The organism is Devosia geojensis (assembly GCF_000969415.1).
Lineage (GTDB): Bacteria > Pseudomonadota > Alphaproteobacteria > Rhizobiales > Devosiaceae > Devosia > Devosia geojensis.
On the sequence record NZ_JZEX01000023.1, the window covers coordinates 21,781 to 40,671 of the forward strand.

At 65.9% G+C, this 18,891-nt stretch carries 23 protein-coding genes; 14 read left to right on the forward strand and 9 right to left on the reverse strand.

Annotated elements, in window-relative coordinates; all coding sequences use genetic code 11:
• Nucleotides 1-70 precede the first annotated feature (70 nt).
• From VE25_RS01495 to VE25_RS01515, 6 genes are all read left to right on the forward strand, one after another.
• Entirely contained in the window at nucleotides 71-565 is a 495-nt protein-coding gene (locus VE25_RS01495) for a MaoC family dehydratase (protein ID WP_046106809.1), read from the forward strand.
• Entirely contained in the window at nucleotides 562-1,119 is a 558-nt protein-coding gene (locus tag VE25_RS01500; protein ID WP_052731651.1) for a MaoC/PaaZ C-terminal domain-containing protein, read from the forward strand. Before VE25_RS01495 ends, VE25_RS01500 begins: the two co-directional genes overlap by 4 nt.
• A gap of 32 nt (nucleotides 1,120-1,151) precedes the next feature.
• Entirely contained in the window at nucleotides 1,152-1,496 is a 345-nt protein-coding gene (locus tag VE25_RS01505) for a hypothetical protein (protein WP_046106810.1), read from the forward strand.
• A 439-nt stretch (nucleotides 1,497-1,935) separates the two neighbouring features.
• Nucleotides 1,936-2,076: a hypothetical protein gene (locus VE25_RS22875; RefSeq protein ID WP_160299938.1), complete on the forward strand. Its 141-nt coding sequence runs from the start codon at nucleotides 1,936-1,938 to the stop codon at nucleotides 2,074-2,076.
• Nucleotides 2,077-2,214: 138 nt separating this feature from the next.
• Nucleotides 2,215-2,625 (forward strand): VOC family protein, encoded by a 411-nt coding sequence (locus tag VE25_RS01510; protein WP_046106811.1) that lies wholly within the window; start codon nucleotides 2,215-2,217, stop codon nucleotides 2,623-2,625.
• 81 nt (nucleotides 2,626-2,706) lie between these two features.
• Complete coding sequence (locus tag VE25_RS01515; RefSeq protein ID WP_046106812.1) at nucleotides 2,707-3,108, forward strand: GFA family protein; 402 nt, start codon at nucleotides 2,707-2,709, stop codon at nucleotides 3,106-3,108.
• 143 nt (nucleotides 3,109-3,251) lie between these two features.
• Here the strand turns inward: VE25_RS01515 and VE25_RS01520 are convergent, their stop codons facing one another.
• The 5 genes from VE25_RS01520 to petA form a co-directional block, all read right to left on the reverse strand.
• Nucleotides 3,252-3,800 (reverse strand): adenine phosphoribosyltransferase, encoded by a 549-nt coding sequence (locus VE25_RS01520; protein WP_046106813.1) that lies wholly within the window; start codon nucleotides 3,798-3,800, stop codon nucleotides 3,252-3,254.
• Nucleotides 3,801-3,825: 25 nt separating this feature from the next.
• Nucleotides 3,826-4,008 (reverse strand): hypothetical protein, encoded by a 183-nt coding sequence (locus VE25_RS01525; protein ID WP_046106814.1) that lies wholly within the window; start codon nucleotides 4,006-4,008, stop codon nucleotides 3,826-3,828.
• 141 nt (nucleotides 4,009-4,149) lie between these two features.
• Complete coding sequence (locus tag VE25_RS01530) at nucleotides 4,150-5,007, reverse strand: cytochrome c1 (protein WP_439328889.1); 858 nt, start codon at nucleotides 5,005-5,007, stop codon at nucleotides 4,150-4,152.
• A gap of 22 nt (nucleotides 5,008-5,029) precedes the next feature.
• Nucleotides 5,030-6,280: a cytochrome b gene (locus tag VE25_RS01535; RefSeq protein ID WP_046106816.1), complete on the reverse strand. Its 1,251-nt coding sequence runs from the start codon at nucleotides 6,278-6,280 to the stop codon at nucleotides 5,030-5,032.
• An 11-nt stretch (nucleotides 6,281-6,291) separates the two neighbouring features.
• Entirely contained in the window at nucleotides 6,292-6,834 is a 543-nt protein-coding gene (petA, locus tag VE25_RS01540) for a ubiquinol-cytochrome c reductase iron-sulfur subunit (protein WP_046106817.1), read from the reverse strand.
• Nucleotides 6,835-7,054: 220 nt separating this feature from the next.
• Here petA and VE25_RS01545 point away from each other — a divergent pair, with 220 nt between their 5' ends.
• The 4 genes from VE25_RS01545 (at nucleotide 7,055) to VE25_RS01560 (ending at nucleotide 10,197) form a co-directional block, all read left to right on the forward strand.
• Complete coding sequence (locus VE25_RS01545) at nucleotides 7,055-7,525, forward strand: tRNA (cytidine(34)-2'-O)-methyltransferase (RefSeq protein WP_046106818.1); 471 nt, start codon at nucleotides 7,055-7,057, stop codon at nucleotides 7,523-7,525.
• A complete protein-coding gene (hemF, locus tag VE25_RS01550; protein ID WP_152664473.1) occupies nucleotides 7,522-8,418 on the forward strand; it encodes an oxygen-dependent coproporphyrinogen oxidase in 897 nt (298 codons plus the stop codon). Before VE25_RS01545 ends, hemF begins: the two co-directional genes overlap by 4 nt.
• 173 nt (nucleotides 8,419-8,591) lie before the next feature.
• Nucleotides 8,592-9,743, forward strand: a complete 1,152-nt coding sequence (locus tag VE25_RS01555) for an AAA family ATPase (RefSeq protein ID WP_046106819.1) — start codon at nucleotides 8,592-8,594, stop codon at nucleotides 9,741-9,743.
• A gap of 259 nt (nucleotides 9,744-10,002) precedes the next feature.
• The gene (locus tag VE25_RS01560) at nucleotides 10,003-10,197 is read left to right on the forward strand and encodes a DUF1059 domain-containing protein (RefSeq protein WP_046106820.1); all 195 of its coding nucleotides are present in this window, start codon (nucleotides 10,003-10,005) and stop codon (nucleotides 10,195-10,197) included.
• A gap of 6 nt (nucleotides 10,198-10,203) precedes the next feature.
• On the opposite strand, the gene VE25_RS01565 is transcribed toward VE25_RS01560, so the two are convergent.
• The 3 genes from VE25_RS01565 to VE25_RS01575 all read right to left on the reverse strand — a co-directional run bounded on the left by VE25_RS01565 (nucleotide 10,204) and on the right by VE25_RS01575 (nucleotide 12,709).
• Complete coding sequence (locus VE25_RS01565) at nucleotides 10,204-11,403, reverse strand: CCA tRNA nucleotidyltransferase (RefSeq protein ID WP_052731652.1); 1,200 nt, start codon at nucleotides 11,401-11,403, stop codon at nucleotides 10,204-10,206.
• Entirely contained in the window at nucleotides 11,400-12,029 is a 630-nt protein-coding gene (locus tag VE25_RS01570; protein WP_052731653.1) for a CoA pyrophosphatase, read from the reverse strand. Before VE25_RS01570 ends, VE25_RS01565 begins: the two co-directional genes overlap by 4 nt.
• Before the next feature lie 134 nt (nucleotides 12,030-12,163).
• A complete protein-coding gene (locus VE25_RS01575) occupies nucleotides 12,164-12,709 on the reverse strand; it encodes a GNAT family N-acetyltransferase (protein ID WP_083988657.1) in 546 nt (181 codons plus the stop codon).
• 266 nt (nucleotides 12,710-12,975) lie between these two features.
• On the opposite strand from VE25_RS01575, the gene VE25_RS01580 reads away from it, so the two are divergent.
• Nucleotides 12,976-13,935 (forward strand): glutathione S-transferase family protein, encoded by a 960-nt coding sequence (locus VE25_RS01580; protein ID WP_046106821.1) that lies wholly within the window; start codon nucleotides 12,976-12,978, stop codon nucleotides 13,933-13,935.
• 3 nt (nucleotides 13,936-13,938) lie between these two features.
• Here VE25_RS01580 and VE25_RS01585 read toward each other — a convergent pair whose 3' ends face one another.
• The gene (locus VE25_RS01585; RefSeq protein ID WP_052731654.1) at nucleotides 13,939-14,415 is read right to left on the reverse strand and encodes an NUDIX domain-containing protein; all 477 of its coding nucleotides are present in this window, start codon (nucleotides 14,413-14,415) and stop codon (nucleotides 13,939-13,941) included.
• Nucleotides 14,416-14,529: 114 nt separating this feature from the next.
• Between VE25_RS01585 and VE25_RS01590 the strand changes: the two genes are divergently transcribed.
• From VE25_RS01590 to murD, 3 genes are all read left to right on the forward strand, one after another.
• Complete coding sequence (locus VE25_RS01590; protein ID WP_046106822.1) at nucleotides 14,530-15,423, forward strand: metallophosphoesterase family protein; 894 nt, start codon at nucleotides 14,530-14,532, stop codon at nucleotides 15,421-15,423.
• Nucleotides 15,424-15,776: 353 nt separating this feature from the next.
• A complete protein-coding gene (locus VE25_RS01595; RefSeq protein WP_046106823.1) occupies nucleotides 15,777-17,108 on the forward strand; it encodes a MurL-like N-terminal domain-containing in 1,332 nt (443 codons plus the stop codon).
• On the forward strand, nucleotides 17,098-18,411 hold the full coding sequence (gene murD, locus VE25_RS21615; protein ID WP_052731655.1) for a UDP-N-acetylmuramoyl-L-alanine--D-glutamate ligase: 1,314 nt from the start codon (nucleotides 17,098-17,100) through the stop codon (nucleotides 18,409-18,411). Before VE25_RS01595 ends, murD begins: the two co-directional genes overlap by 11 nt.
• The last annotated feature ends 480 nt before the right edge of the window (nucleotides 18,412-18,891 follow it).

Here is an 18,891-nt window from a genome sequence, read left to right on the forward strand (position 1 = left end):
GTGGCTGCGCCGGCACTTGCCCTTTGACGCGCCCGGGTGCATCTTCCCGCTTGACGTATAGGGCAAGCAAATGACCAATCCTGTCACGAAAGACCTGCGGCATTTCGAGGACCTTCAGGTCGGCGAGGTGATCGATCTCGGCAAGACGACCGTCACCAAGGAGATGATCGTCACCTTCGCGCGCGAGTTCGACCCGTTCCCGTTCCATCTCGACGAGAAGGCGGCGAGGGAATCGCTGCTCGGCGGCCTTGCCTCGAGCGGCTGGCAAACGGGAGCGCTGACGCTGCGGATGCTGGTCGACAGCTTCCTCGGCAAGCTCGCTTCGGCGGGGGGTCTCGGGTTCAAGAACCTCAAATGGAAGAACCCCGTGATGGTCGACGACACCATCGGCGGCACGGTAACGGTGGCGGAGCTGCGCCGCTCCCATCACCACCCGGAATGGGGGATCATGACCCTCGACTTCGACGTGCGGAACCAGAAGAACCAGCCGGTGCTGACCATGCGCCTCTCCAACCTCGTCGAGCTGCGCGACGCGTCAGCCCCGGTCGCGGAGGCGGCGCAATGACCCGCTGGTTCGAAGACATCGTCATCGACGAGGTGTTCGACCTCGGCACCCATACCTTCAGCGAGGAGGAGATCGTCCGCTTCGGGCGGCTCTACGACCCGCAGTACTTCCACGTGGACAAGGAAACGGCGAGCCATAGCCATTTCGGCGGGATCGTCGCCTCCGGCTGGCATACGGTGTGCGTCGGACACCGCAAGATGGTCGACGCGCTCTTTGCCGAGGAGGAACGACTGCGCGGGCTCGGCAAGGAGCCGGGCGTTTCCGGCCCCTCCCCCGGCGTCAACTCCATGGAGTTCCGCGCGCCGGTGCGCCCGGGCGACAGCGTGCGCTACACCCTCGTCGTCACCAACAAGCGCCCGTCCAACTCCATTCCCGGTTGGGGGCTGCTGTTCAATACGCTGGAAGCGCGCAACCAGCACGGCGAGATCGTCTACCACGCCGAGCTCGTCGGCTTTTCCAAGCTGCGCGACTATCGGATGCCCCTGCGGCTGCGCGCGCTGATGGTCCTCGCCAGGGTGCCGGTGATCGGCAAGGCGTTGCGGCGGGGCACTTGAAAGCGGGTGAAGCTGCGGCCAATCTGCCAGCCATGCGCCGATTCGCCCTTGCTGCCGCCACGTTCGCCCTGCTCGTCCCCGCCGCCCATGGGCAGGAATACCAGGGCAACTGGGTATGCCGGGATGGCAGTGCGCAGAAGGCGGGAATCCTGACCCTCTACGGCGGCGTTTACGGTTTTGCCGCCCGCACCGCCGGCGACACGGCTTCGGGCACCGGCGCCATCACCAGCTATACCGACGGAGTGGGTTTCAACGACGGTCCCCTGCGCGCCGCGCGCGGCATCGAGGCCGGTCGGATGGTGGCCGGACCCAGCGGCGGCTCGGCCGTGCAATTGGAAACGCCCGACGCCATACTGATGCTCTGCACGCCGCTTTAGGCGGTTCTGCGCAATCGAGCCGCCGGTGCTTCCCCTCATCCCAACCCTGCCCCTCCAAGGGTAAGCAGCCAGACGCGGTTGACCATTCGGCGATCCCTCGCTAACGTCCCGTCGTTCCAAGATACGAGGTCTCGCTGGAAATGATCTGATCGTCGCAGCGGACGTCCGACATGCAGCCACGCCACCGATCGGTGCGCCTGGAGGGCATTTGGATGAGAGCGCGATGATTGCGATCCGGATACCGCCGCACCAACGGCGAAAGACCTGAGGCCTTCCCGGCTCTCCTCCACGGGCATCCCACCAAAACGAACCCATGAACCGCGCGCGGCGTTCTGTCGGCGCGCACATATTCATCCCCGCTGCGTCGATGAAACGACGCCGGCGGAATGGAAAGGTATTGCCCATGCCCAGAAACCCCTTTCAGCGACCGGTTCCGGTCATGCACGACCGCAACGTGCCGCGCCATGGCGCGCCCATCCCCGTGCGCAAGCCCGAGGAAAAGAAGCTGATGCAGTCGAAGCACGACGGCCCCGCCCTGCCGCCGCTCGAAGAGCTGCTGGCGAGGGACAAGGCGCGATAGCTGCGCCCCATGCAAATCCCAGGGGTCGCGATGTATCGCGGCCCCTCTCCCGCGGTTATCCACTGTCATCCATCCTACACAAATCTTGCCCCAATTCCGGTTTAACGGGTCGGTAACGATTGAGGAGAAGACAGACAAATGGGCCAGATCCGCGAAATCGTCTTCGATTGCCGTACACCCTCCAAGCTCGCCAACTTCTGGGCGGGGATGCTCGACGGCTATGCCGTACGACCCTATGACGAAGAAGAGATCGAGCGCCTTGCGAGCCTCGGCTTCACCATCGAGACCGACCCGACGGTGATGGTCGACGGGCCGGGCGCGACGCTCTGCTTCCAGAACGTCGACGGACGCCGCTACGACAACAACCGCGTGCATCTCGACATCTCGGTGGAGAACCGCGCCGAGGAGGTCGAGCGGATCAAGGAACTCGGCGCCGAGGTCGTGCGCGTGCTGCCGACCTATACGGTCATGAAGGACCCGGAAGGCAACCAGTTCTGCCTCGTCGACGTGGCGACTATCGAGGAAGAGGTGGTCGCGGCGGCCGAATAGGGACGTCCCGGCCGGCTGCTGACACGCCTTGTCAGCAGGGTCGATCTAGCCTGTCTCCAGTTCAGAAAACGGAGACCCGACATGACCCTCATCGCCACCTGCCACTGCGGCGCCACCCGCATCGAGCTGCCCGCCTTGCCCGCCGAGGTCAAGGAGTGCAACTGCACCTATTGCCACCGCACCGGCGCCGTCTGGGGCTACTACAGACCCGAGGACGTACGCGTGGTCTCGGCCGAGCACGACGCCATCTATTCGGCGAGCGGCCCGGTCAATGAGCATCACTTCTGCGCCCATTGCGGCGGCAACACGTACGGCTCCTCGCCCGACTGGGCTTCCATGTACAACAACGACGGGACGCTGAAGGAAGGGATGACCGAAGGCATGCCGACGACGCGGATCTTCGCGATCAACCTGCGCATGGTTGAGGATTTGGACCTGGCGACATTGGATGTCGTCAAGGTCGACGGGCGCAACAGCTGGTGAGATCGTGCCACGCGCTCGTGGTTCGAGGCCGCTACGCGGCACCTCACCATGAGGGCTGATGGGAAATCGCGATCAACCAGTAGCCCTCATGGTGAGGCGCGGAGCGAAGCGGAGCCTCGAACCACGAGGGCGTGGCAGAGAGTTCAATGCCCCTCGAAGGCGATGAGCGAGGTGACCGTCACGCCTTCCGTCTCGAGCTTCTCGGCCCCACCGATATCGGGCAGGTCGATGACGAAGCCGGCGTGCTCGATGACGGCGCCGGTGCGGCGGATGAGGCCGACGGCGGCGATGGCGGTGCCGCCGGTGGCGATGAGATCATCGACCAGCAGCACGCGGTGCGAGCCGTCAAGCACATCGTCATGGATCTCGATGGTGTCGACGCCGTATTCGAGCGCGTAATTCTGCCCGATGGTCTGGCCGGGGAGCTTGCCCTTCTTGCGGATGGGCACGAACCCGACGCCGAGCGCGATGGCGACCCCGGCCCCGAAGATGAAGCCGCGCGCCTCAATGCCGGCGACATGCGTCACCCCCAGCCCGCGGTGGGCGTTGGCGAGCCGCTCGACGCTCTCGCGGAACCCTTCGGGGTGCTCGATGAGCGTGGTGATGTCGCGGAAGAGGATGCCGGGCTTGGGGTAGTCGGGAATCGTGCGCACGAGCGCTTTGAGGTCGAGCTGGGCGAGTTCGAGCGACATGGCGAGCCTTGTGGAGGTAAGGACGTCAGCGGGTGCGCGGACGCACGATGACGCGCGCGAGCCGGCCCGCGTTGTAGGCGGCGATCTTGGTCGCTTCTATCGCGACCTCGCGCGTCTTGGGGTTGGCCACCGCTGCGCGCACGACCGGATTGTGGCTGATGGCCACCGCCGCGCTGGCAACGGTCAGGGCAAGGCGGACGACGGACATGCTCGGCACTCCCGGAGCTGGAACGCTTGACACGACTAGATTGCAGCAGAGCGCCCGCTTGGCAAGGGGCTCGGGCAATCGTGAGCAAAACGAAGGGGCCCGCAGGCCCCTTCGCGAGATATCAGGCGGGATCGCGCGCGATCAGTGCTCGATGCCCTTCCAGATGCGAGTCTTGGTGGCCCACATGAGGCCGGCAAAGACCACGAGGAAGAGCAGTACGCGGAAACCCGTTTCCTTGCGCGACACCAGGTGCGGCTCGGCCATCCACATCATGAAGGCCGAAACGTCCCGGGCGTACTGATCGACCGTCTCGGGAACGGCCGCCTCGCCTTCCGCCTCGACATAGTCGACGGCGCCGTCGAAGAGCGGCGGAGCCATGGAGATGGCGTGACCGGGGAAATAGTCGTTGTAGAAGCGGCCGGCCGGCAGCTCGAAACCCTCTGGGGGCTCATCGTGATAGCCGACGAGCAGGGCGCGGATGTAGTCGACGCCGCCTTCCTGGTAGCCGGTGAAATAGTTGAAAGCCCAGAACGGGAAGGCGTCCGTGACGCCGCGGGCCTTGGCCAGTACCGAGAAATCCGGCGGAATGGCGCCGCCATTGGCGTCGCGCGCCTCCTGGTCGGACGCGAAGGGGGAGGGCCAGCGATCGGCCGGGATGCCCGGGCGCATGCCGCCGTCCACCGTGTCGTCGGCGATCTGGTACTCGGCGGCGAGCGCCTTGACCTGCTCCTCCGAGAAGCCGGGGCCACCGGGCTCCGAGAGGTTGCGGAACGCCATGAGGCGTGCCCCGTGGCAGTTGGCGCAGACCTCGCGGAAAACCTGAAACCCGCGCTGGAGCTGGTGCTCGTCATAGGTGCCGAAAATGCCCGCGAACGTCCAACTCTGCTTGTCGATATGGACGGCGCCATGGCCGCCCGCCTCTTCCTCCTGGGCGAAGGCGGGGCCGGCAAAGAGCGCCCCTGCCAGGGCCAGCACGGCGATGATGGTCTTTTTCTTGATCATGATCTTGAGAGCCCTGCCGTTATGCGTGTGCCTTGCCCAGCACGCTTTCCGAGATGCTGGCCGGAAGCGGCTTGGGCACCTCGATGCGCGAAAGCACCGGCAGGATGACGATGAAGTAGAGGAAGTAGTAAGCAACGCAGAACTTGGCGACGAGCACGTAGATGCCCTCGGCCGGCTGCGCGCCCAGGTAGGTCAGGACGATGAAGTTGAGGACGAAGAGCCAGTAGAACCAGCGGAACATCGGCCGGAAGTTGCCCGAGCGGACCGGCGAGCGGTCGAGCCAGGGCAGAACCAGGAGGATCAGCAGCGCGCCGCCCATGGCGATGACGCCACCGAGCTTTGAATCGATGAACAGCACGTTGAAGTCGATGGCCCGCAGGATCGTATAGAACGGCAGGAGGTACCATTCGGGAACGATGTGGGTGGGCGTGACCTGGCTGTTGGCCTGGATGTAGTTGTCCGGGTGACCGAGGATATCGGGCGCAAAGAACACGAACCAGGCGAACGGGATGAGGAACACCACCATCGCGAAGGCATCCTTCATCGTGTAGTACGGATGGAAGGGCACCGTGTCGCGGCTGGATTTCACCTCGACGCCGATGGGGTTGTTGTTGCCGGGCACGTGCAGCGCCCAGATGTGCAGCACGACCAGCGCCGCGATGACGAACGGCAGCAGGTAGTGCAGCGAGAAGAAGCGGTTGAGCGTCGGGTTGTCGACCGCGAAGCCGCCGCGCAAGAGCTGCAGGATCGGGTCGCCCACGATCGGAATCGCCGAGAAGATGTTGGTGATGACCGTGGCGCCCCAGAAGCTCATCTGGCCCCAGGGAAGCACGTAGCCCATGAAGGCCGTGGCCATCATCAGGATGAAGATGAAGACGCCGATGATCCACAGGATCTCGCGGGGAGCCTTGTAGGAGCCGAAATAGAGGCCGCGGAAGATGTGGATGTAGACGGCGGCAAAGAACATCGAGGCGCCGACCGCGTGCACCGCCTGGATGACGCGACCGCCATTGACGTTACGGCGGATGTGCTCGACCGAATCGAACGCCATCGCCACGTTGGGCGTGTAGTGCATCGCCAGGATGATGCCGGTGACGATCTGGATGCCGAGGCACATGGCCAGGATCGCGCCGAACGTCCACCAGTAGTTGAGGTTCTTGGGCGTGGGGAAATCCATCAGGTGCTCCTTGGAGAACCTGATGATCGGCAGCCGGTCGTCGATCCACTTCTCGACGCCGTTGGCCGGCTTGTAGGTCGAATGTTCTGACATCGTGGCCCCCGTCAACCGATCTGGATCAGCGTATCGCTGAGGAATTCATAAGGCGGAACGACGAGGTTCAGCGGCGCGGGGCCGCGGCGGATGCGGCCGGCCGTGTCGTAGTGCGAGCCGTGGCACGGGCAGAACCAGCCGTCGAAATCGCCCGATTCCCCGACCGGCACGCAACCGAGATGCGTACAGTTGGCGATCATGACCAGCCACTGTTCGTGGCCGGGCTTGGTGCGCTCCTCGTCGGTCTCGGGATCCTTGAGCTCGGAAAGCGGAACGGCCTTGGCCTCGTCGATCTCGGCCTGGGTGCGGTTGCGCACGAAGACCGGCAGGCCGCGCCAGGTGATGGTGACCGACTGGCCTTCCTCGATACCCGAAAGGTTGAATTCGATGGTGGCGAGGGCCAGCGTCGAGGCATCGGGATTGAGCTGGTTGATCAGCGGCCAGGCGACGGCCGCGCCGCCGACCGCCGCGACGGCCCCGGTTGCGACATAGAGGAAATCCCGCCGTGTCGCTGGTTTTTCTGCATGAGTTGCCAAGGTATGGTCCCCGTCCATTGTAAACGGCGGGCCGGCGTGGCGGCCCTGCCGCTTGTGCCAAGCGGAATCGCACGCCCCCGCCCTCAAGCGGCCCGTCTTTTGCGGACCCTTTTTGCACTGTCCCAGGCGCTTGTCCAGTACGCCCCGGCGCGACAAAGCCCAACTGCGACACTATACCCAGTTTCACTCAGGCGAGCCTTGCGCCACCTGCAACAGGACGCCCGCGGAAAGCTCCCGAATGCCCGTCGAACTCGCGCTCTACCAGCCTGACATCGCCCAGAACACGGGGACACTCCTGCGGCTCGGCGCCTGCCTCGGGATCAGGGTGCATATCATCCACCCGACGGGCTTCGCCTTCTCGCGGGCGAACCTTAGGCGCACGGGCCTCGACTATCTCGACCATGCGCAATTCGAGGAACATGTGAGCTTTGCCCGGTTCGACGCCTGGCGGCGGGAGAGCGACAGGCGCCTGGTGCTGGCAACGACGAAGGCCGGCCTTTCGGTCTACGATGCTGCCTATGAGGCCGGGGATATTATAATGGTCGGGCGCGAGAGCGCCGGCGTGCCCGATACGGTGGCGCAGGCTGCGGGCCTCCAGGTGCGCATCCCGATGCGCGAAGGGCTGCGCTCGATCAATGTCGCGCTGGCCGCGACCCTCGTACTCGGCGAAGCCATGCGGCAAACAGAAGCGTTCAAGGATCTGACATGACGAACGAAATGCCCCAGCCCCAGGCACTGCCCGAGGACATCGACGCCAGGAAGAGGGAGGCCGCCGCCTGGTTTCGGGAGCTGCGCGACCGCATCTGCGCCGAGTTCGAGGCGATCGAGGCGGAGGTGACGGGCGCAGGCTCGGAACTGCCGGCAGGCGAGTTCGAGCGCACGCCCTGGGACCGCGCGGCGGGCGGGGGCGGCGAGATGTCGATGCTGCATGGGCGCGTGTTCGAGAAAGCCGGCGTCCACATCTCGACCGTCCACGGGCAGTTCTCGCCCGAGTTCGCTAAGCAGATTCCGGGGACCGAAGCGGGCGCCGAGTTCTGGAGCTCGGGCATTTCGCTCATCGTTCATCCGCGCAATCCCCACGTTCCGGCCGTGCACATGAACACACGCATGATCGTGACGGGCAGGCAGTGGTTCGGCGGCGGCGCGGATCTGACGCCCGTGCTCGACCGGCGCAGGACGCAGGACGATCCGGACACGCGCGACTTCCATGCGGCGATGAAGGCGGCGTGCGATGCGCATCCGCAGATCGACTACCAGCGCTACAAGGACTGGTGCGACGAATACTTCTACTTGCCGCACCGCAACGAGCCGCGGGGCATCGGCGGCATCTTCTACGACCACCTCAATTCCGGCGACTGGCAAGCGGACTTTGCCTTCACCAGGGACGTCGGGCTCGCCTTCTTCGATATCTACCCCAAGCTCGTGCGCCGCAACTTCGAGACCGCCTGGACCGACGCGGACCGTCACGAGCAGCTGGTGCGGCGCGGGCGCTATGTGGAGTTCAACCTGCTCTACGATCGGGGCACCACGTTTGGTTTGAAGACCGGGGGGAATGTGAATGCGATTCTTTCCTCACTGCCGCCCGAGGTGAGGTGGCCGTAGCCCTATCGCTGACCGGCCTGGCATCACCCCCCTCCCAGCCTCCCCCGCAAGGGGGGAGGTGCCGCATTGTGCTTATGGCACGATCTGCTCCAACAACAGGACCAGCACCTCCCCCCTTGCGGGGGAGGCTGGGAGGGGGGTTATCTCCACATGGGACGAAAGGGAGATAACCGTTGAGCCTTACGGACATCGAGATCATCGGCTACCGGTCCGTTCGCGCCATCCGCTTTCCGGTGCGGCGGCTTTCGGTGCTGGTCGGCGGCAACGGCGTCGGCAAGACCAACCTCTACCGCGCGCTGGAGCTCGTGCACGCAGCCGCGCGCGGGACGCTGGCCGAGGAGATCGCCCGGGAGGGCGGAATGGCCTCGGTGTTCTGGGCCGGCGAGCGCAAGGTGGGCGACCAGTCGCGGCTGTCGCTCAAGGTCGAGATCGACGACATCGGGGCAGAGATGCCGGCGGCCTACGAGGCCGAATTCGGTTTCGCGCCGGGCTACCAGGTGGAGGTGGGCTTTCGCGTGCCGACCGCCGCGGCCTTTCCGCTGGAAGCGCAGATCAAGCGCGAGGCGCTGACGATCCGCATGGGCAGGCGCGAGGTGACGGTGCTTGAGCGCAAGGGCGGCGCGGCCTGGGTGCGCGACACGGCCGGCAGGCGCAGCGAGCTGCCGGGTACGCTGCTGGCCAGCGAGACGGCCCTCGCCAACGTACGCGGCTTTGCCGAGATCGACGCGGTGCGCCAGACGCTGGCCGCCTGGCGGTTCTATCACGGCTTCCGCACGGATGCGGATAGTCCGCTGCGCCGACCGGCGCTGGCGGTGGCCGCGCCGCTCCTCAATGCAGACGGCTCGAACCTCGCGGCGGTGTTCGCGACGCTCCGGCACATCCGGCAGGACACCATCGACCTTGATGCCGCCATCGAGCACGCCTTTCCCGGCGCCAGCCTCGACGTGCCGGTCCCGCAGGAGAACGCGACATTCTCCATGACCTTCCCGGACCTGCCGAGGCGCCCGTTCGCCGCGCGCGAGCTTTCCGACGGGACGCTGCAGTTCCTGGCGCTGCTCGGCGCCCTGCTTTCCTACCGCCTGCCGCCGCTGGTCGCCCTCAACGAGCCGGAAACGAGCCTGCACCCGAGCCTCCTGCCCGCACTTGCGAGGACCATCGCACGCGCCGCCGAGCGCACGCAGGTCTGGGTGGTGACCCATTCGCGCGAGCTGGCCGACGCCCTCGAAACCGAAGCCGGGATTGCCGCGCGCGAAGTGGTACGGCGGGACGGGGCAACGTGGCTCGAAGGGCTCTCGCCGCTCGGAATCTTCGCCGACGAGGAGTGAGGGGACCTCCAACTTCTACCGGCTGTCACCCCGGCGAAAGTCGGGGCAGTAGCCGGCGCGGATACATTTCTTGCCGCGAACTGCCGATCACGCCCATCGTGGCTCGCCCGCTTGGCCAGTGTTTACTGGGTCCCGGCTTTCGCCGGGATGACAGCAGGTGAGTGATCAATGCGCAAGGCAAACGTCAGGGGAACTGCCTTGTACCTGCCGCGTTCCTCTGGTCCACTCAACGTGTGACAACCCAGACGGGGAGGACGATATGAAACGCTTCGATTCCGGAACCCTGATCCCCGGTTCCACCTGGCGCGCGGAGGCCGACAGCGAGGCCGAAGTGGTGCGCCGCGCCGTCGAGAATCTCAAGAATTTCCACGGCGAAACCATCGTGCGCCCGGACATGATCGAGCGCATCAAGGAACGCATCGTCGACGTCGACGACAACGAGACCCGGCACTAAAACGCTTCAGGTCTTTTCGACTTTCGAGAGCAGCTCGTCCCGATCGAGGGCGAACTCGCTCTCGATCCACAGACGCTCGAGGCGCTTGAGTTCCCGGCCGAGCGCCGGACCGGGCGGCAGGCCGTGACCGACGAGATCGTCTCCGGTCAATGGAAAGTCACGCTCCTCGACGGCGATCAGTTTCTCGCGCACGGCCATCTTGCCCGCTTCGCCCCAGCCGGCGCGGACCGCCGCCACGTCGAGCGCATCCTTGGCGAGGCCCGGATAGCGATAGACGGCCTCATGCAGCCGCATGCGCGCCACGAGATCGGCTGCCGCACGCAGGTTCGTCGCCGACCCGATATCCTCGTTCGAGAGCCGCCAGCGGGCCTGCAGTTCCCCTGCATCGGCGTCCTCGAGGATAAGGGCGAGGCGTGCCGAAAGCACCGGCTCGCCGACCTGCCATTCGTAGCTGCGCAATGCCGCGACCACGGTTTCGGGCAGGTCGAGAATGCCGATCTGCACCATCTTCCTCAGCGTCGAGGCCACGTGCGGAAGACCCAGCATGCGCTTGATTTCGTGACCGATGCGTTCGGCCGAGAGATGCCCGAGCTTGCCGACGACGGCAGCGCAGGCTTCCAGCCCGTCCGGATCGAAGGTCTCGCGCCCGTGGCTGGCGCTGAACCGGAAGAAGCGGTAGACGCGCAGTCCGTCCTCGGCGATGCGCTGCGCCGGATCGCCGATGAAGCGCACGCGCGCATCGATGCAGTCGCCGAGCCCCCCCAGCGGATCGAAAAGCGCCCCGTCCATGTCGGCATAGAGCGCGTTGAGGGTGAAGTCCCGCCGGGAGGCGTCGGCGACCCAATCCGTGCCGAAGCGAACGATGGCATGGCGCCCGTCGGTCTCGACGTCCTGGCGCAGGGTCGTGACCTCGGCCACGACCGTCCCGTGCCTCAGCGTCACCGTGCCGTGGTCGATGCCGGTGGGGTAGACGGCGATGCCGGCCTCGCGCGCCCGTTCCGTCACATCGTTAGGCAGCAGTTCGGTGGCGATGTCGATGTCGGAGACCGCGTGCGGCAGATCGAGGATGGTGTCGCGCACCAGCCCGCCGACGATACGCGTGCGGCCCTCCTCGCCTTCCAGCAGCGCCAGGATCGCGCGCAGTTCCGGAAGGTGCACCCAATGCGCCTCGCGCAATCGCGCCTCGGCGGTCGCCGCTCCGATCATGGCCGCGGCTCCTCGCCCAGCACCAGATCGCGGAAGCGCCGGGTGAGATTGGCGGTGATGCCCCAGATGACGTGGCCCTCGTGGTCGATCTGCCAGGTGCGGTGCTCCTGCCCGTTCCGCTTGATGCGGTAGGTGCCGTAGCTTTCGTTGCTCAAGAGCCGCGCCAGCGGCACTTCGAACACCGAGTGCACCTCGCGCGGGTTCGGCACGAACGGGCGGCTGGGCGCGACGCGCGCGACAACGGGCGTGATGAGGTAGTTGGTGCCAGTGAAATAGGTCGGCATGAAACCGAGGACGCGCGCATCCTCGCGCCGCATGCCCACTTCCTCGCCCGCCTCGCGCAACGCCGCGTCGGCCGCGTCGATATCGGTCGGATCGACCTTGCCGCCGGGAAAGGCGACCTGACCGGAATGAGCGCGCAGCTCGGGCGAACGCTCGGTATAGAGGATCGTGTGGCCTTCCGGCCGGTCGATGAGCGCGATCAGCACCGCCGCCGCGACGGGAGGACGATCGAACGGCACCACCGGCGTCCAGTCGGGCTTGAGCTCGCTATGGGCGGCGAGCGCGGGCGGCTGCGAAAGCAGGCGCGCGGCAATACCGTCTATGTCGATCTCATCAAGAGCCACGCGGACAACGCTCCAGTAATGGAATGGCACACGTGTTCAATCTAGGCGACGACGCGCCCGGCTGCATCCCCCAATAAGACGCAGCCGCCATGCAGGCGCTCAAACTGATTTGAACGCAGGCGTTTACCGAACGTTTACCGGAACGCGGCGATCGGCCCGGCGAGCGCCAGGGCCAGGTCCGGTTCGGGCGCGTAAGCGAGGACGCGGTCATAATCCACCGGCCCCGGAAAGACGATCGCGCCCCGCGTGGTCAGCCGCCAGCCGAGCGGGCAATAATAGTCCTGGTCGCCGACGAGCAGCACGAACCGCCCCTCCCCGCGCGCCAGCGCGTTGGCCGTGACCTCGCGCGCAAGGAGCTTGCCGGCGCCGCGCTTGCGGAAATCCGGGTGCGTGGCGAGGGGACCGAGGAGATAGCCGTTGACGTCGCCGACGCTGATCGGTGTCATCCACACCGACCCGCAGGGCATGCCGTCGACCTCGGCGATGAGGCTGAGGGTCGGATCGATCGGGAACCGCTCGCGCACCCGGAAGGCCGTGCGGGCGAAACGGCCCGGCCCGAAGGCGATGGCGTGCAGCTCCTCGACGAACGCGTCGTCGGCGGGCGTTGCAAGCCGCACATAGGGAATGCCGGGCAGATGCGTGACGATGGGCACAGCCGCGGAGGCCAGGGGAACGGTCATGATCGGAGATCCGGATGAGAGGGCACGAGAGAACGGGACTGCCGAAAGGGCAGCCAAAGGGGACCAGCTAGGGTCGTCGCGTCGCTCTCAAAACCTTTATCATCCTAGGCGCCTCCACGCCTGAAACGCGCATTATCACCAAGCTCGCCCTCGCGCAAACGGAAAGATGCAACGCACTGTCAACGGATCGGGCTCTACCGATTCGACCCCCGACAAACCTATGTCAGCGGGCAATTGCGTCGCCATCACGACGAAAGGACAAGATCGTGGGACAACTTATCGACGGGAAATGGTCGACCGAATGGTACGACACGAGCAAGACCGGCGGGAAATTTGTGCGCAGCAACGCAGGCTTCCGCAACTGGGTGACACCTGACGGCAGCGTAGGCCCTTCGGGCGAAGGCGGTTTCCCCGCCGAAGCCGGGCGCTACCACCTCTATGTCTCGCTCGCCTGTCCCTGGGCGCACCGCACGCTGATCTTCCGCAAATTGAAGGAGCTCGAGAACCTCGTCTCCGTCTCGGTCGTTTCGCCCAAGATGCCAGACGAGACCGGCTGGAGCTTCAGGACCGACGAGGGCTCTACGGGCGACGCTCTGCTCGGCAAGGACTTCCTCTGGCAGGTTTATGCAGAGGCTGATGCCCACTACACCGGACGCGTAACCGTGCCTGTGCTGTGGGACAAGACGCGCGGCACCATCGTTTCCAACGAGAGCGCCGAGATCATCCGCATGTTCAACTCGGCCTTCAACGAGCTGACCGGCAACACCGACGACTACTATCCGGCGCCGCTGCGCGAGCAGATCGACGCGATCAACACGCGCATCTACGACGACATCAACAACGGCGTCTACAAGGCCGGGTTCGCCACGACCCAGGAGGCCTATGACGAGGCGGTCGAGAAGCTCTTTGCCGCGCTCGACTGGGTGGAAGGCATCCTCGGGGACCAGGCGTACCTTACGGGCGATGCCATCACCGAGGCCGACTGGCGGCTCTTCACGACGCTGGTGCGGTTCGACGCGGTCTATGTCGGCCACTTCAAGTGCAACCGGCGGCGGATCGCCGACTACCCGAACCTCTCGCATTACCTCAAGGCACTCTACGAGGTGCCGGGCGTCAAGGAGACGGTGAACCTTGAGCACATCACCACGCACTATTACTGGAGCCACACGCGCATCAACCCGTACCGGATCATCCCGATCGGGCCGGAGCTGCCGTTCTTGAAGTAGGCCTCAATACCCCCAGATCGCGCGCTTTTCGGCCTTGTCGAAGAACTCGTCGATCCGCTGCGAAGTCGAGGGGGTGATCTTTTCCGGCAATGCCGATTTGTGGAACCAGCCGATCTCGCTGATCTCGTGGGTCGGCTTGAAATCGAAGACCTTCTCGAAGCGGCGCGAGATGTAGAAGGCGACGTGGTCGCGGTTGGTGACGGGATTGTTGTTGTGGTAGAGGCCGAAAAGCTCCATCGGGCCGATGGGCTTGTAACCGGTCTCCTCCACCACTTCGCGCAGTGCGCTCTCCTCGGCGGTCTCGCCGGGCTCGACGCCGCCGCCGGGAAAGCCCCAGCCGGGGATGTAGGAATGGCGGATGAGGAGCACCTTGTCGCCGTCGACCAGCATCACCCGCGAGCCCAGGGTCATGCGGCGCCGAAGCCCTACCGCATTGAGATAAAGCCATACGCTCGCGCGCTGCCAGCGATTCATCTGCATTGCGAAACGCTCCCTTTCGGACCTACCGGTAGCAGAGGATTGATGGCGACAAAATGTGGCGTGGCGCCATTTGGTGATTTTCTTGGGAAGCGGCTCGTGGCATTAGGGCGCGCGATGACAACCCTCGCCCATATCTCCGACATCCACCTGGCGCCCCTGCCGCCGGTCAGGCCCAAGGACCTGGTGGGCAAGCGCATCACCGGCTATCTCAACTGGAAGCTGACCCGCAAATCGGTGCTGAGCGGGGAAAGCCTCGCCACCCTCATCGACCACCTCAAGACACAGAACGCCGATTTCATCGCCGTGACCGGCGACATGACCAACCTGGCGCTGACCGAGGAGATCGAGCGCGCCGGCAAGTGGCTGCACGAACTGGGGCCGGCCGAGCGCGTTTGCGTGTCGCCGGGCAACCACGACGCCTATGTGCGTGGCGCGCTGGAAAAGGCGTTCAACCGCTGGGGCGACTACATCGCCGGCGAGACGCTGGAGAAAAACAGCCGCTTCCCCTACGTGCGGCGCGTGGGCGATGTGGCGATCATCGCCTGCTCGAGCGCGGTGCCGACAGCCCCGTTCCTCGCCGTCGGCGAGTTCGGGCGCGGACAGGCGGCGCGGCTCGCGGAGATCCTCAAGGTCACGGGCGAGGCCGGCTATTTCCGCGTGGTGATGATCCACCACCCGCCCAACACCGAGCTGCAGCACCCTTCGTTCGGGCTACGCGGGCACAAGCTCTTCCGCGATGTCATCGCGCGGCAGGGCTGCGAGCTGGTGCTGCACGGGCACACGCACCGCTCGTCCATCCACTCGATACCCGGTCCCCGGGGAGAAGTACCGGTGATCGGGGTGGCCGCCGCCAGCGCCGCCCAGGGCGGCCGGCTGGACGATCCGGCGCGCTACAACCTCTTCCGCATCGAGCGCAACGGAACCGGCTGGGCCTGCACCATGCGCGAATATGGCTTCCAGCGGCTCGGCAACGACATCGTCATGCGCCTGCAGATGCGGATCTACTAGGCAGTTTATCCCGCCGGGAAGTTCCCCAACCTCCTCCGCAAGCATCCTGCTCGTGGCACCATCCGTGCCTCACCCACCGGGTGTCATCCGGCGGAAGCCGGGGACCCAGCCCTGAGCGCATCCACCGGCAAGGGAAGAGCGGCTTTGCGCCTTCCTGCCCCATTCAAACACCTTGCGTGCATCTCGGGATGGGTCCCGGCTTTCGCCGGAATGACGTCGGGGAGCGGAGGCACGGCGCCCGCAACCGTCCCGGGGCAAGGATGGGTGCATCCGCACAACTCCCACACCCGCCGCAATTCCTATATAGGGGGAATCATGCCGCGACGGACGCGGCTTGGGAACAAGAACGAGCCTTGAGCCAGACCTTCCGCATCGAGCAGCCGCAGTTCGATCCCGCAACGGGTGTCGTCCGCTTCACCTACGCCCTCGAGGGCAAGCGCTTCACCGAGGTGCTGGAGCTGCCGCGCGGCATCGCGCCGGAGGCGGCGGGATCGCGCGCCTTTGAGAAACTCCTCGACCTCACCGCCATGGTGCTCGGCGTCTCATACTATAAACTCAAGGCTCCGCTGGTCATCGAGGCGCCAGGCATTGCACTGACCGTCGACGAGCGCGATTTCGTCATCGACATTTACGAGAATGGGCTCGGCGAGTTCTATGCCCGCAACAACCTCATCCGCTTCGGCCGGCTGACGCTTGCCACCGCCGAGGACACCGGCCCTGCCCCGGACGCGCCGGCGCTCGAGAACCGCGCGCTGCTGCCGATCGGCGGCGGCAAGGATTCGCTGGTCAGCGTCGAGCTGCTGGAGGCGGCGGAGGCGGAGTTCACGCCCTTTGCCGTCAATCCCAAGGGGCCGATCCTCGGCAGCGTCGAGACGATCGGCAGGCCCGCGCTCTATGTGCGGCGCATGCTCGACGCGGAAATGATCCGGCTTTCGTCGGAGCCCGGCTATTACAACGGCCATGTGCCCTCGACCGCGATCAACTCGATGATCGCCGCGCTCTGCGCCGTGCTCTTCGGCTACGACCGGATCGTGCTCTCCAACGAGCGCTCGGCGAGCGAGGGCAACGTGGTCTTCGACGGGCGCGAGGCCAACCACCAGCATTCCAAATCGCTCGATTTCGAGCGGCGGATCGCGGCGACGCTTTCGGCTGCGACCGGGGGCGCCCTCGAATATTTCTCGCTGCTGCGCCCCTATTCGGAAGCGCGCATCGCTGAGCTCTTTTCGCGCGAGACGAAGTTCGACCGGGTGTTCTCGAGCTGCAACCGCAACTTCCGCCTCGCCGGGCATGAGGGGCCGCTCTGGTGCGGGGAATGCCCCAAGTGCCACTTCGTCTTCCTCATCTTCGCGCCGGTGATGGAGCAAGAACGGCTGGTCTCGATCTTCGGGCGGAACCTGCTCGCCGAGCCGCGCCACGAAGCCTCGTTCCGCGAATTGACCGGCCTTGCCGGGCAGAAGCCGTGGGAGTGCGTGGGAGAAATCCTGGAAGCGGCGGCCTGCCTTTACCTGCTGACCGAACGGCCGGAGTGGCGGGACGAGGCGATCGTTGTGGCGCTGCGGGACGACCTTCTCGCCCAGTACGGGCAGCCGGCGCTGGAAAACGCGATGCGCGAACTGATGGCCGACAGCCCCGAACACCACATCCCCGCCGACCTGGCCAAGCGGATCGCCGAACATGCGCTTTGACGAACCCGTGCTGCTCTACGGAGCCGGGCGCGAGGCGCGCTCGACCCGCGCCTTCCTCAAGGCCAAGGAGCCGGGCCTCAAGGTCTATGTGACCGTCGACAGCGGCGAAGCGGTGATCGAGGAGGCCGAGGAAATCGCGCCCGCGGACCTGCCCTCGGCCATCGCCGCGCGCCGCTTCGGCCTCATCGTCAAGAGCCCCGGTGTCTCGCGCTACAAGCCCATCTTCGAGGCGGCCTGGGCAGCAGGCATTCCCGTCACGTCCAACCTCAACCTCTGGGGCCTCGCCTACCGGACGGGACGTAAGGTCATCGCCATCACCGGCACCAAGGGCAAATCGACGACGGCGACGCTGACGCATCTGATGCTCGAAAAAGCGGGCGTCGATGCGGGCCTCGCCGGCAATGTCGGCCTCGCCCCGCTCGAGATCGCCGACCGGCACGGGACCGTCGTCTTCGAGCTTTCGAGCTACCAGACCGCCGACATGAACTTCCTGCCCGACATCGCGGGGGTGACCAACCTTTACCCCGAGCACGTCGACTGGCACGGGAGCGTCGCGCGCTACTACGAGGACAAGCTGCACCTCATCGGCCGTGAGGGCGAGTTCCGCATCGGTTTGGGCTCGGGCGCCGCGAACAATGCGCTGGTGCTGGCGGCGGTCGGCGACCGCCGGCGGCTGCTGCCGCCGCTCGATGCGCAGGTCGACGCCACGCTGACCAGGGCAGTTGCCACATCGCGCCTCAGGGGCGCACACAACCTCGACAATACCCGTCTCGCGGCGCGACTGGCGCTGGCGGCGGGGGCGACCGTCGAGGGAATCGTCGCGGGCATCGCCGCCTTCCGACCGCTGCCGCACCGGCTGGAGGAGCACACCATCGGCGGGGTGACCGTCGTCGACGATTCCATCTCGACGACGCCGGAGGCGACCAAGGCGGCTCTTGCCGCCTATGAGGGCCGGTGCATCGCGCTCATCGCCGGCGGCCACGAGCGCGAGCAGGACTATGGCGAACTTGCCGGGCTCCTCGCCGGTCATGGGGTGACGACACTCGTCTGCCTGCCCGTCACCGGCTTCCGCCTCGCCCAGGCCGCCCGCGCCGCCGCGCCGGACATCGAGGTGATCTCGTCCCACGACCTCGCCGAAGGCATGGCGGAGCTGGCAAAGCGCCGGGAACGCTTCGATACGGTTCTGCTCTCGCCGGGAGCCCCCTCCTACAACCAGTTCAAGAACTTCGAAGAACGCGGCGACCGGTTCGTGGCCTTGGCGCAGGAGTTGTTCGAGCAGCGCAAGCCCGCCGCCGCGACTTGACGCCAGTGCGTGCCGTTTCCGACGCGCACGCCGAAACCCCGCCCGGCCATGTGGCCTGCGGTTGATGAGGTGGGCGGCAACGGGCGGGCTTATACCCGGGGACCGAAGCTTCAAAAGGAAAGGTGGGCTTTCACCCGCCCGTTGCACGGGGATTTCTTGACCGGGGCGACGAGAGACGGCCCAGCGATGTCTTTGCGCTGTTTGGGATGACCGCCCGTCCTCGCCACTTCGGCCTCTGCCGGGGCGACCCCCGGCAGACACCCGCTCCCAGAACCCGGTGGCAGGCGAGACGGTCCCGTGGCCACGAGTGAACCGTCCGACCTGCCACCGGCCGCCGGCAACTCGTACTTGCCGCGCCCGGCGAAGGGATGGGGCAGAGTATGGGGCAGGTGGAAGCTGCGGGGATAAGTTTTTAATTCCACACCAGATCAACGGGTTGGGCGCCGTCTCCCCTCCCCCTTGAGGGGAGGGGTCGGGGGC